The organism is Rhodococcus sp. 27YEA15 (assembly GCF_049739425.1).
Taxonomy (GTDB): domain Bacteria; phylum Actinomycetota; class Actinomycetes; order Mycobacteriales; family Mycobacteriaceae; genus Rhodococcus_F.
The window spans coordinates 2,329,090-2,341,581 of the sequence record NZ_JBMHHW010000001.1 but is presented as its reverse complement, the minus strand read 5'-3'; the positions used below and the strand labels follow the sequence as shown (position 1 = coordinate 2,341,581).

14 protein-coding genes are annotated in these 12,492 nt (G+C 64.0%); 10 read left to right on the top strand and 4 right to left on the bottom strand.

The window, feature by feature from the left end; genetic code table 11:
• Nucleotides 1-53: 53 nt before the first annotated feature.
• From ABH922_RS10760 to hisG, 3 genes are all read left to right on the top strand, one after another.
• Nucleotides 54-914, top strand: a complete 861-nt coding sequence (locus tag ABH922_RS10760; RefSeq protein WP_424806914.1) for a pseudouridine synthase — start codon at nucleotides 54-56, stop codon at nucleotides 912-914.
• 58 nt (nucleotides 915-972) lie between these two features.
• Entirely contained in the window at nucleotides 973-1,236 is a 264-nt protein-coding gene (locus ABH922_RS10755; protein ID WP_424806913.1) for a phosphoribosyl-ATP diphosphatase, read from the top strand.
• A 99-nt stretch (nucleotides 1,237-1,335) separates the two neighbouring features.
• Nucleotides 1,336-2,187 (top strand): ATP phosphoribosyltransferase, encoded by an 852-nt coding sequence (hisG, locus tag ABH922_RS10750; protein WP_424806912.1) that lies wholly within the window; start codon nucleotides 1,336-1,338, stop codon nucleotides 2,185-2,187.
• 38 nt (nucleotides 2,188-2,225) lie between these two features.
• On the opposite strand, the gene ABH922_RS10745 is transcribed toward hisG, so the two are convergent.
• Together ABH922_RS10745 and ABH922_RS10740 are read right to left on the bottom strand one after the other, a co-directional pair.
• The gene (locus tag ABH922_RS10745) at nucleotides 2,226-3,032 is read right to left on the bottom strand and encodes a thioesterase family protein (RefSeq protein ID WP_424806911.1); all 807 of its coding nucleotides are present in this window, start codon (nucleotides 3,030-3,032) and stop codon (nucleotides 2,226-2,228) included.
• A 1-nt stretch (nucleotide 3,033) separates the two neighbouring features.
• A complete protein-coding gene (locus ABH922_RS10740; RefSeq protein ID WP_424806910.1) occupies nucleotides 3,034-3,924 on the bottom strand; it encodes a RecB family exonuclease in 891 nt (296 codons plus the stop codon).
• Nucleotides 3,925-4,011: 87 nt separating this feature from the next.
• On the opposite strand from ABH922_RS10740, the gene ABH922_RS10735 reads away from it, so the two are divergent.
• Complete coding sequence (locus tag ABH922_RS10735) at nucleotides 4,012-5,040, top strand: tRNA (adenine-N1)-methyltransferase (protein WP_424806909.1); 1,029 nt, start codon at nucleotides 4,012-4,014, stop codon at nucleotides 5,038-5,040.
• A gap of 65 nt (nucleotides 5,041-5,105) precedes the next feature.
• Here the strand turns inward: ABH922_RS10735 and ABH922_RS10730 are convergent, their stop codons facing one another.
• A complete protein-coding gene (locus ABH922_RS10730) occupies nucleotides 5,106-5,627 on the bottom strand; it encodes a hypothetical protein (RefSeq protein ID WP_424806908.1) in 522 nt (173 codons plus the stop codon).
• 194 nt (nucleotides 5,628-5,821) lie between these two features.
• Between ABH922_RS10730 and arc the strand changes: the two genes are divergently transcribed.
• On the top strand, nucleotides 5,822-7,597 hold the full coding sequence (arc, locus tag ABH922_RS10725; protein WP_424806907.1) for a proteasome ATPase: 1,776 nt from the start codon (nucleotides 5,822-5,824) through the stop codon (nucleotides 7,595-7,597).
• Nucleotides 7,598-7,707: 110 nt separating this feature from the next.
• Nucleotides 7,708-8,385 carry a TIGR00266 family protein gene (locus tag ABH922_RS10720; protein ID WP_424806906.1) on the top strand — a complete coding sequence of 226 codons (678 nt, stop codon included), beginning with the start codon at nucleotides 7,708-7,710 and terminating at the stop codon, nucleotides 8,383-8,385.
• A gap of 1 nt (nucleotide 8,386) precedes the next feature.
• Here the strand turns inward: ABH922_RS10720 and ABH922_RS10715 are convergent, their stop codons facing one another.
• Complete coding sequence (locus ABH922_RS10715; RefSeq protein ID WP_424806905.1) at nucleotides 8,387-8,944, bottom strand: NUDIX hydrolase; 558 nt, start codon at nucleotides 8,942-8,944, stop codon at nucleotides 8,387-8,389.
• 57 nt (nucleotides 8,945-9,001) lie between these two features.
• Here ABH922_RS10715 and dop point away from each other — a divergent pair, with 57 nt between their 5' ends.
• The 4 genes from dop to prcA all read left to right on the top strand — a co-directional run bounded on the left by dop (nucleotide 9,002) and on the right by prcA (nucleotide 12,446).
• Nucleotides 9,002-10,501 carry a depupylase/deamidase Dop gene (dop, locus tag ABH922_RS10710; RefSeq protein ID WP_424806904.1) on the top strand — a complete coding sequence of 500 codons (1,500 nt, stop codon included), beginning with the start codon at nucleotides 9,002-9,004 and terminating at the stop codon, nucleotides 10,499-10,501.
• Nucleotides 10,502-10,618: 117 nt separating this feature from the next.
• On the top strand, nucleotides 10,619-10,813 hold the full coding sequence (locus ABH922_RS10705) for a ubiquitin-like protein Pup (RefSeq protein ID WP_424806903.1): 195 nt from the start codon (nucleotides 10,619-10,621) through the stop codon (nucleotides 10,811-10,813).
• 35 nt (nucleotides 10,814-10,848) lie between these two features.
• On the top strand, nucleotides 10,849-11,682 hold the full coding sequence (prcB, locus tag ABH922_RS10700; RefSeq protein WP_424809628.1) for a proteasome subunit beta: 834 nt from the start codon (nucleotides 10,849-10,851) through the stop codon (nucleotides 11,680-11,682).
• Nucleotides 11,679-12,446, top strand: coding sequence for a proteasome subunit alpha (prcA, locus tag ABH922_RS10695; protein ID WP_424806902.1), 768 nt, complete (start codon nucleotides 11,679-11,681; stop codon nucleotides 12,444-12,446). The genes prcB and prcA overlap by 4 nt, the downstream gene beginning before the upstream one ends.
• Nucleotides 12,447-12,492 lie beyond the last annotated feature (46 nt).

Sequence of the window (12,492 nt, the reverse complement as noted above, 5' to 3'; positions counted from 1 at the left end):
TGCCGAAAGCTCCGTTACCGATACGAAACGGCCTTGGTCCGGATCGGCTGCGGATGCCGTCCGTCGCACCGGCCGACACAGTTCTGCAGTATCTGACCGGAGCGTTCCCCGACGCGAGTCGGTGGTGGAGCGATCTCGTCGACTCCGGTGGCGTCGTCGACGAGCACGGGCGGACGATCACGCCGGACACCCGATACCAGCCGACCCGCTTCGTCTACTTCTACCGCGAACCCGCCCCGGAGATCCCGGTCCCGTACGAAATCGACATCCTGTATCGGGACGAGTCGATTCTGGTGATCGACAAACCGCACTTCCTGGCCACTATTCCGCGTGGCGCCCACATCGTCGAAAGCGCGGTGGTGCGTCTGCGACGCGACCTGGACCTGCCGGATCTCGCCCCGGTTCACCGCCTGGACCGGATGACCGCAGGTGTCATCGTGTTCACCGTGACGCCGGATCTGCGTCGGCCGTATCAGCAATTGTTCGCCGAGCAACGCATCGTCAAGGAATACGAGGCGATCGCCGGGTTCGATCCCGCGCTGAGCTTTCCGCGGACGGTGCGCAGCCGGATCGAGAAGGTGCACGGCGAAATGACGGCCACTGAGATCGACGGTGAACCGAACAGCGAGACCTACGTCGATCTGGTCGGGACGCTCACCGATTCCGCCGGCCGCACGTTGGCCCGTTACCTGCTTCGGCCCCGCACCGGCCGGACACATCAGCTTCGGCTTCACCTGAACTCGCTGGGCATCCCGATCGTGGGGGACAACTACTACCCGCAGTACCGGCCCGCTGCTCCCGGCGACTTCTCGATCCCGCTGCGCCTACTGGCGCGATCACTCGAATATCCGGATCCGATCACCGGCGCTACCCGCCGATTCGTCAGTTCTCGGAGCCTCGATCGGGGTCTGTGACAGCGCTGCCGACAGGCATGTGAAAACTGCTTCCGTGTTCGTGAAAGAATGGCTCCCCGTGAAGACCTTCGAATCCTTGTTCGCCGAGTTGACCGAGCGTGCCACCACCCGCCCCGAGGGATCCGGCACCGTCGCCGCCCTCGACGCCGGTGTCCATGCCCAGGGCAAAAAGGTCATCGAGGAAGCCGGTGAAGTCTGGATTGCCGCCGAGTACCAGAGCGACGAGCAACTGGCCGAGGAAATCTCCCAGTTGTTGTACTGGACACAGGTGTTGATGGTCGGTCGCGGACTGACCTTGGAAGACGTGTACCGACATCTGTGATCGGAGCGCACGAGTGGGACGTCGCCGTTCCGCTCGTCCTGGGCTTCCGATTCACCGTCTCGCACGTCCGACCACACACCTGTCGAAAGGACCATCACCATGCTGCGCGTAGCAGTTCCCAACAAGGGCTCGTTGTCCGAGTCCGCCGCCGAAATCTTGAGCGAAGCCGGCTACCGTCGTCGCACCGATTCCCGTGACCTGACGGTTCTGGACCCGGCCAACCAGGTCGAGTTCTTCTTCTTGCGCCCCAAGGACATTGCGATCTACGTCGGATCCGGTGAACTGGACCTGGGAATCACCGGCCGCGACCTCGCGGGCGACTCCGGTGCTCCCGTCTCCGAGCGTCTCGCGCTGGGCTTCGGACGCTCCTCGTTCCGCTACGCGGCACCAGCAGGCAAGGACTGGGCCGTCGAAGACCTCGATGGTCTGCGTATCGCCACCTCGTACCCGAACCTGGTGCGCAAGGATCTGGCCGCCCGCGGACTCGACGCGACGGTCATCCGGCTCGACGGCGCCGTGGAGATTTCCATCCAACTCGGTGTCGCCGACGCCATTGCCGACGTCGTCGGCTCGGGTCGCACACTTCGGCAACACAACCTCGTGCCGTTCGGTGATTCCCTGTGCGATTCGGAGGGTGTGCTGATCGAGAGGACCGGCGCCCCGCAGGACGACGCGGCCCGTAATCAGTTGATCGAGCGGGTGCGCGGCATCGTGTTCGCGCAGCAGAACCTGATGATCGACTACGATTGCCCGCGTTCCATCCTCGACGACGCGATCAAGATGACGCCGGGTATGGAATCGCCGACGCTGTCGCCGCTGGCCGACCCGGACTGGGTTGCCGTGCGCGCGATGGTTCCGATCAAGGGCCACAATCAGGTGATGGACGCCCTGGCCGAGCTGGGCGCCAAGGCGATCCTGGCATCCAACATCCGCTCCGTCCGGGCTTTCTGACCCGAACGAAACGAACGTCGACCGCGCCCGTTCCCCGATCAGGGGCGGGCGCGGATCTGCAACGTCTGGGCGATGCGCCCGACCGGCCCCTTCTCGTCGTGCAGCACGCCGGCGCACATACCGACGCCGTCCGGGCCGGTGGTGGTTTCTGCGGCGATGCCGAACCATTCGCCTTCCGGAATGCGGGAGATGTGCACGGTCAGATCGGTATTGAGGAATGTCCACTTGGTGAGGTCGAGTTTGGCTCCCACTCCGTTGGCGACGTCCGCAATGGCGAACAACCGCTCGAGCGGGGTCATGGTTTCGCCTTCGACGAGATCGGTTCGCGGCCTGATCCACACCTTGCCGGTGCCTTCGCACCCGATGTGGGTGAGCCACGACCAGTCGACCGTCTTCAGGTAGCCGACGTTCCAACTCTCGTCGACCAGTCGTGGATCGCCGCCCTCCCTCGATTCGAGAACGGGATCGACCACGTGCACCACGTCGGCGGTGTCGACGGTTTCCATTCGCCACCCGGTACCACGCGCTACCGCGCGAGCCGTTCCGCCCGGTGTGGTCGCCCACAACTCTGCGACCACCAATTCGATTCTGCGACCCGGCCTTTCGATCCAAGACCGAACTTCGAGTTCGGCAATGGGGATCGGTCCGAGAATGTCCACGACAACGCGCGTCAACCTGACATCCGATCGCGCCCCGCACCGTTGCAAAGCCCGCACCAACAGCGCCGACGGCGGCGCTCCATGCTGAAGATCAGGCCCCCACAGACTGATCGTGGCCGGGGAACTCGCAAACCGCTCGTGTCCGTCCTGCGTGGTCCCGAGGAAGCGGTAGTACGAACTCGTCATGTCAGCTGCTCTCCTTCGCGTCGCCACCTTCGGTGCCGAGCGCTTCCGGCCATCCCGGGTACGGCGGTGGTGTTCCGCCGAACGAGGGACAGCGCGACTTGTGATTACACCAGTCGCACAGTTTGCCAGGCTTGGGTCGGAAGTCTCCGCTCGCACCGGCGGTGAGAATCGCCTTCCAGATCGCGGACAGGGTCCGTTCGAAGCGGACGAGCTCGTCGCGATCGGGCGCGTACGTGAGAATCGAACCGGAGGCCAGATAGATCAGCCGCAACTGAGCAGGCACGATCCCGCGGGTACGCAGCAGCACGAGAGCATAGAACTTCATCTGGAACAGCGCTTTGGATTCGGTGAACTCACGTGGCGCCCGCCCGGTCTTGTAGTCGACCACCCGCACCTCACCGGTCGGGGCCACGTCGATCCGGTCGACGAAACCGCGGAGACGGACACCGTTGTCGAGTTCGGTCTCTACGTACACCTCGCACGCTTCGGCGTCGAAACGCGTCGGATCCTCCAGCGTGTAGTAGGTCTGGACGAGCTTGCTCACCTCGGCGAGGAAATCGTCGAGTTCTTCGTCGGGAATCAACTCGGACACCTCTGGCGAGTCCGCTCGGACCTGCTCCCACGCCGGACGAACGAGCTCGGCAGCCCGATCCGGAACTCGACTTTCGGTGGGCAGTGCGAACAACGACTCCAGTGCCGCGTGTACCACGGTGCCTCTGACCTGCGCTCGCGTCGATTCTTCCGGAATCTTGTCGATCGCCCGGAAGCGATACAGAAGCGGGCATTGCTTGTAGTCACCTGCCCGGGAGGGGGAGAGCGCCGGCCGGCTACGTGGGCGCTGCGGTGTCGGCGGAGCAGGTAGAGAGGGGGCTGGCAGTTCTATGGCGCTCACACCTGGCAGGCTATGCGTTTGGTCCGACAACTCCGTCGGAGCCGGTGGCGAGGACACCGGAGACGAACGAACAGGGAACAATCACGCATGGCGAACGAGCTGCAACCGGAAGAAATCACGACCGAAGTCGACGAGGTTGCGCAGCCCGCTGTCTCCGATACGGCCGAGTCCACTGTTTCCGACCCTGCTGACGCGACCGAAGAGTCCGAGGACATCGATCGAGCGGTCGTCGAGGAACCAGCCGACATCGCACCGGGTAAACGTCCGTCCGGACCGTTCCGCGTCGGTGACCGCGTTCAACTCACGGACGGCAAGGGACGGCACTACACGATCGTCCTCGAAGCCAACCGCGAATACCACACGCACAAGGGCGGAATCGTCCACAACGATCTGATCGGTGCCGACGAGGGCAGTGTCGTCAAGTCCGTCAACGGCACCCCGTACCTGGCGCTGCGCCCACTGCTCGTCGACTACGTGCTGTCGATGCCGCGCGGTGCTCAGGTGATCTATCCGAAGGACGCCGCCCAGATCGTCCACGAGGGTGACGTGTTCCCCGGAGCGCGAGTTCTCGAGGCCGGTGCCGGTTCCGGCGCACTGACGTGCTCGCTCCTGCGCGCAGTCGGTCCGGAAGGCAAGGTCATCTCTTACGAGGTCCGCGACGATCACGCCGAACATGCCGTGCGGAACGTCGAGACGTTCTTCGGTGAGCGCCCACCGAACTGGGAACTGACCATCGCCGACCTCGCCGAGTTCGATCCGGCCGCACACGGCGGCAAGGTCGATCGCGTGGTGCTCGACATGCTCGCGCCGTGGGACGTGCTGCCCACGGTCGCCAAGGCGCTGGTGCCAGGCGGAGTGCTGATCGTCTACGTCGCGACCGTCACCCAGCTGTCGAAGGTCGTCGAGGCGATGCGTGAGCAGGAATGTTGGACCGAGCCGAGGTCGTGGGAATCGATCGTGCGCGGCTGGCACGTGGTGGGCCTGGCAGTTCGTCCGGAGCATCGGATGCAGGGCCACACGGCATTCCTGATCAGTGCGCGGCGTCTGGCCGAGGGCACCGTGACCCCGAAACCGCAGCGCCGGGCGGGCAAGGGTTCCCAGACGGTGGAGAAGTAACTCGTCCGAGACGCAAAAGAGCGGCGATCCGGTATGCCGGATCGCCGCTCTTTCGGTTTTGCACCTCAGGCGGTGCAGGGAGCGCGGCCCATTTCGAGGAGGCCACACGCCGAGGTATCGGAGAGCTTCCAGGTGCCGTCTTCGAATTCCCAGGTCCATGGAGCAGCAGGCGCAGCGCCGTGCGGGCTGACCACGGCCACGTCGGCCGTGGCGGTCTGGCCCTCGACCTCGACGTTCTGCACGTCGAACGTGATGGTGTAGCCCGGGTTGCCGCCGAGGGCAGCGCCCATCGTCTCGATGTTGGCCTGACGCTTGGCGCCGTCGACCACCAGTGCCGTCTTCTCGTCGATCGGCTTGGCCGGATCGATGAGCGCGGTCAGGTCTGCGTTGAGCGATTCCGCGGTGGGCGCAGTGGCAGCCTCGGCAGCGGCCGACGACGACGTCGCGGCAGCGGACGTGCTGGATGCGGCAGCCACCGACGTCGAGCTCGTAGCGGAAGAATCGGACGTGTCGTCGGAGCTACAGGCGCCGAGCGCGAATACCGCAGCGACCGCACAGGCGCTGACGAGAGTCTTGCGGAGGATCACAGCGTGACCTTTCGTTAGCGGAGACACAGGCACCGTCTCCCTTGTGTAGGCAAGGCTAACATGACCGAAAAGACCTTCGGGGCGGTGAACGGTACCGGCAATCGGAGTGTGAATTTGCGCTCGCACACCGTGTCTGTCGGCACGCGAGGCCTGATGCCGGTAGCGTTGATGAATCGCCCTGGGAGGAGACGCACATGAGCTCGACAGAGAACCCGGATTCGGTTGCGGCAGCAGAAGAACTCCATGCACTACGAGTGGAGGCCCAAGTTCTGCGCCGACAACTTGCCCAATCACCGGAACAAGTGCGTGAGTTGGAATCGAAGGTGGACTCGCTGTCCATCCGGAACGCCAAGTTGATGGACACTCTCAAGGAGGCCCGTCAGCAACTCATCGCACTGCGCGAAGAGGTAGATCGACTGGGGCAGCCTCCCAGCGGTTACGGCGTGCTGTTGTCGGTGTACGAGGATCAGACGGTGGACGTGTTCACATCGGGTCGGAGGATGCGGCTGACATGCTCACCGAACGTCGACACCGAGACGTTGTCGCTCGGCCAGACAGTCCGACTCAACGAGGCGCTGACACTGGTCGAAGCCGGCACCTACGAACAGGTCGGTGAGATCAGCACCTTGCGTGAGGTGCTCGACGACGGCAAGCGGGCCCTGGTCGTCGGTCACGCCGACGAGGAACGCATCGTCTGGCTGGCTGCACCGTTGGCAGCGGTGTTCGCTGATCCGGAGGCGGACAGCATCGCCTACGACGCCGATTCGCCGACCCGGAAGCTTCGCCCGGGTGATTCCTTGTTGGTCGACACCAAAGCGGGCTACGCATTCGAGCGCATTCCCAAGGCCGAAGTCGAAGACCTTGTCCTGGAAGAGGTTCCGGACGTCCACTACGACGACATCGGTGGCCTCGGTCGTCAGATCGAGCAGATCCGTGATGCCGTGGAGTTGCCGTTCCTGCACAAGGATCTGTTCCGTGAATACTCGCTACGGCCGCCGAAGGGAGTGTTGCTCTACGGTCCTCCCGGTTGCGGTAAGACGCTGATCGCGAAGGCAGTCGCCAACTCGTTGGCCAAGAAGATCGCGGAAGCGCGTGGTCAGGACAGCAAGGACGCCAAGTCGTACTTCCTCAACATCAAGGGACCCGAACTTCTCAACAAATTCGTCGGCGAAACCGAGCGCCACATTCGGCTGATCTTCCAGCGTGCCCGTGAAAAGGCATCCGAGGGCACCCCGGTCATCGTGTTCTTCGACGAGATGGATTCGATTTTCCGTACCCGTGGTTCCGGCGTGTCGTCCGACGTCGAAACCACCGTCGTACCGCAGTTGCTCAGTGAGATCGACGGTGTCGAAGGGCTCGAGAACGTCATCGTCATCGGCGCTTCCAACCGTGAGGACATGATCGACCCCGCAATCCTGCGTCCGGGTCGTCTGGACGTGAAGATCAAGATCGAGCGTCCGGATGCCGAGTCCGCTCAGGACATCTTCTCGAAGTACCTGATCGACGGCTTGCCGATCAACGCCGACGATCTCGCCGAGTTCGGCGGCGATCGGGCGGCCTGCCTGAAGGCGATGATCGTGCGAGTCGTAGACCGCATGTACGCCGAGAGTGAGGAGAATCGCTTCCTCGAAGTCACATATGCCAACGGTGACAAAGAGGTTCTGTTCTTCAAGGACTTCAACTCGGGCGCGATGATTCAGAACATCGTCGACCGCGCCAAGAAGTACGCGATCAAGTCGGTTCTCGACACCGGCGCTCCGGGCCTGCGGGTTCAGCACCTCTTCGATTCCATCGTCGACGAGTTCGCCGAGAACGAGGATCTGCCCAACACCACCAACCCGGACGACTGGGCGCGGATCTCGGGCAAGAAGGGCGAGCGGATCGTCTACATCCGCACGCTGGTCACCGGCAAGAGCGCCAGTGCCAGTCGCGCCATCGACACCGAAGCGAACACCGGCCAGTACCTGTAGGAATAGTTCGTGCGAGTTCGGGTCGGCACCTTTCGGGGTGCCGACCCGAAAGCATGTGGTCGATTTGCCGGACTAGACCGTTACGATCGCGCTGGATTAAAGTCCGCCTCGTGCAGATACATCTTCGACACAACCCGTCATCGACCGTCGCGCGGTGCTACCTGGCGCCGGGAGAGCCGATGCGAGTGGAGAGTGGCGCGATGATCGCCCATTCCTCCGGTGTGGTCCTCGAGTCCAAAGCCCAAGGCGGTGTTCTGCAGGGGCTCAAGAGGTCGATGCTCAGCGGTGAATCGTTTTTCGTCACCACGTTCACCGCCCCGCAACAGGGCGGCTGGGTCGACGTCACAGGGGCTCTTCCCGGCGATCTGATTCCGCTGACCATCACCAAGGATCGACCGTTCTTCCTCAACCGGGGAACCTGGCTCGCCAATTCACACGGCGTCACCGTCGAGGCGAAATGGGGCGGGATGGCCAACCTCTTCGGCGGTGAGGGTGGGTTCGGGCTGCGCGCGAGCGGTGACGGCGACGTCGTTCTCGCCGTCTACGGGGCGATCGACGTCATCGACCTGCAACCAGGGGAGTCCGTGACCGTCGACACCGGTCACGTCGTCGCCTACGACCTCGGTATCAATTTCGAACTCCGGCGAGCGGTCCGTGGCCGCAGCATTCAGTCGATGAAGTCGGGCGAGGGCTTCGTCTTCGACTTCACCGGACCGGGACGCGTTCTGGCTCAGACCAGAAATCCGAGCGCCTTTGCGGCCTGGTTGTCGGCGATCACCCCGGGGTGATTCAGTCCCACGAATAGTTCTCCAGCAGAATCCGGGTGTCGGGCACGAACGGCCACTGCGGGTCCTGCAGGTGTGCGTCGAATTCGGCTCGCGTCCACCACCAGCCGTCGGCGATCTCACTGGGCTGGTGCACGATCGGACCGTCGTACCGTAGTTCGAAGGCGAACAGGTGACAGCGAAGCTCGTAGCCGTTCCACTGCCCGTCCCACGATATTCGTGAGATTTCCGTCACGTTCAACGCATCGTCTTCGCCGCCGAAAATTCCGAGTTCTTCGCCCACTTCGCGCACAGCGGTCTGCCGCGGAGTTTCACCCGGATCGACCACACCGCCGGCAATGCAGTCGTGCAGACCACCGAACACCGTCTTGCTGTCGGTTCGTCGGTGCACGTAGAGCCGCGAACCGTCCAGCGAACGCACCAGTACACCCGAACTGGCATGCCACAGACCCTCGCGATACACCACCGACCGTGGTGCCTGGCCGACGACGGCGGCGTCCGAGTCGTACACCGCAACCACTTCGTCTGCTGGGTTCGACTCCGAACCGGGCTGTTCATGCATTCCGCCTACTGTGCCACGCTGTCAGGTGACTGCGCTCGATCGCCTAGGGTTGACGGCATGCAGCGGATTATCGGTGTCGAGGTCGAGTACGGAATATCGTCACCCAGTGAGCCTTCGGCGAATCCGATCCTCACCTCCACCCAGGCCGTCCTCGCGTACGCCGCCGCAGCCGGTGTGCCGCGAGCCAAGCGCACCCGTTGGGACTACGAGGTGGAATCCCCGCTTCGTGACGCCCGCGGCTTCGATCTGGGCCGATTGAGTGGTCCGGCTCCGGTCATCGATGCCGACGAGATCGGCGCCGCGAACATGATCCTCACCAACGGCGCCCGACTGTACGTCGACCACGCACATCCCGAGTATTCGGCACCCGAGGTCGCGGACCCGCTCGACGCCGTCATCTGGGACAAGGCCGGAGAACGTGTCATGGAGGCAGCGGCCCGGCATGCGTCCAGCGTTCCCGGCGCGCCCCGACTGCAGCTCTACAAGAACAACGTGGACGGCAAGGGCGCCTCGTACGGCACCCACGAGAACTATCTCTGCTCACGAGAGACACCGTTTCCGGCGATAGTGGCGGGTCTGACTCCGTTCTTCGCCTCACGTCAGGTGATCTGTGGTTCCGGCCGCGTCGGGATCGGCCAGTCCGGGGACGAGCCGGGTTTCCAGCTGTCGCAGCGCGCCGACTACATCGAGGTCGAGGTCGGTCTGGAGACGACTCTCAAACGCGGCATCATCAACACTCGCGACGAACCGCACGCCGACGCGGACAAGTACCGTCGCCTGCACGTCATCATCGGTGACGCCAACCTGGCCGAGATGTCGACCTATCTCAAGGTCGGTACCACCGCCCTGGTGCTCGATCTGATCGAGGCCGGTGTGGATCTGTCCGATCTGCAATTGGCCCGTCCCGTCACTGCCGTTCATCACATCAGTCACGATCCGACTCTGCGTAAGACGGTCGCGCTGGCCGACGGGCGGGAATTGACCGGACTTGCGCTGCAACGCATCTACCTCGAACGGGTGTCGGCATACCTCGAGCGTGAAGCCGATCATGATGCGCGCGCTGCCGACGTGGTCGCCCAGTGGGCGAACGTTCTCGATCTGCTCGAGCGCGATCCGATGGAGTGCGCCGACATCCTCGACTGGCCGGCGAAGTTGCGTCTGCTCGAGGGGTTCCGTCACCGCGAAGGTCTGACGTGGTCAGCACCCCGTCTGCACCTGGTGGACCTGCAGTACTCCGACGTCCGACTCGACAAGGGGCTCTACAACCGGCTGGTGGCGCGTGGCTCGATGAAGCGTCTGGTCACCGAGCAGCAGGTGCTCGACGCCGTGACCAATGCACCGACGGACACACGCGCGTATTTCCGTGGCGAGTGCCTGCGCCGGTTCGGCGCGGACATCGCCGCCGCGAGTTGGGACTCGGTCATCTTCGATCTCGGCGGAGATTCGTTGATCAGAATCCCGACACTCGAGCCGTTACGTGGGACGAAAGCACACGTCGGTGAACTGCTCGACTCCGTGGACAGTGCGGCCGAATTGGTGGATCAACTCACTCACTGACAACCTTGCGGGACATTCGTCGCCGAGTCTCCACCCACCTGAGGGCGCCGGTCGGTAGGGTTGAAGTCCGAACAGGATGCTCGTCAGAGCTCCCTTCACACAAGGAGGTCGACCGCGATGGCTCAGGAACAGACGCAGCGGGCTGGTGGCGGCGAAGACGACGACGTCACCGGTGGTGACGGTGGTGCCGGTCAGGAACGTCGCGACAAACTGGCGGCGGAAACCGACGACCTTCTCGACGAGATCGACGACGTCCTCGAGGAGAACGCGGAGGACTTCGTTCGCGCCTACGTGCAGAAGGGCGGCCAGTGATCCCGAACCTGCCACGACCAGTCTCCGACGGCGACATGCGTGCGGGCTTCGGCTCGGCGCTGTCGTCCTTCTCGGATCATCTGCGGGCACACGCTCCGGAATATCTGCCGCAGAACCGGTTTGCCGACGCGGGAGGTTCGTTGACGGCCGGGAGTGATCTTGCCCCGCACGGAACGACCATCGTCGCGATCAGTTATGCCGGGGGCGTACTACTCGCCGGTGACCGCCGCGCGACCATGGGAAACCTCATCGCCAGTCGTGACGTGCAGAAGGTGTACGTCACCGACGACTACTCGGCAGCCGGCATCGCCGGCACCGCGGGTATCGCCATCGAGTTGGTGCGCCTGTTCGCGGTCGAACTCGAGCATTACGAGAAGATCGAGGGTGTGCCGTTGACCTTCGACGGCAAGGCCAATCGGCTGTCGTCGATGGTGCGCGGCAATCTCGGTGCCGCCATGCAGGGGCTTGCGGTGGTTCCGTTGCTCGTGGGGTACGACCTCGACGCCGTCGATCCGGCAGCGGCGGGGCGAATCGTGTCCTACGACGTCGTCGGCGGACGCTACGAGGAGCGAGCCGGGTACCACGCGGTGGGTTCGGGATCGTTGTTCGCCAAGTCGGCACTCAAGAAGACCTACTCGCCGGGCATCGATCAGGAGACCGCTCTGCGACTTGCGATCGAAGCGCTCTACGACGCCGCAGACGACGATTCGGCCACCGGGGGACCCGACGTGACCCGGGGTATCTACCCCACCGCGGTCACCATCACGGCCGACGGTGCACAGGAGTTGCCCGCTACGCAGGCAGCCGAGATCGCACGGAGCATCATCGCCGCTCGTACCGCTGACGCGGAAGGAGGCTCGCTGTCATGACCATGCCGTACTACGCATCGGCCGAACAGATCATGCGTGATCGATCGGAGTTGGCGCGCAAGGGAATTGCGCGCGGTCGCAGCGTCGTGGTTCTCACCTACCGCGACGGCGTGCTGTTCGTCGCGGAGAACCCGTCGCGGGCGCTGCACAAGGTCAGCGAACTCTACGACCGTCTGGGTTTCGCGGCAGTCGGCAAGTACAACGAGTTCGAGAATCTGCGTCGGGCGGGGATCGTTCACGCCGACATGCGCGGATACTCCTACGATCGCCGGGACGTCACGGGTCGCTCGCTGGCCAATGCCTACGCGCAGTTGCTCGGAACGATTTTCACCGAGCAGCCCAAACCGTACGAGGTGGAGATCTGTGTTGCCGAGATCGGCAGGCACGCCGCCGACTCTCGATCGCAGCTGTACCGGATCACCTACGACGGGTCGATCGCGGACGAGCAGGATTTCGTGGTGATGGGTGGAACCACCGAACCTATCGCGGCCGCGATGCGTGAGTCGTACCAGCGTGATCTCGACTTCGACGCCGCACTGCGCGTCGCGGTGGGTGCTTTGCAGAAGGGCGGCCCCGTTCCGGCCGGAGCGGCCGAGGCCGAACCGCGGGTCATCGACGTCACGTCGCTGGAGGTGGCGGTGCTCGACCGGAATCGTCCGCGACGTGCGTTCAAGCGAATCAACGGGCCTGTGCTCGAGGCGGTCCTGCCGACGCCGGATGTCGCCGACGTGACAAGCGAGGCGCCGAACACTAGCGAGAGCTAGTACCGGGTGGGTCGGGTCCGCTGCGGCGTCGACGGACCCGACCCTC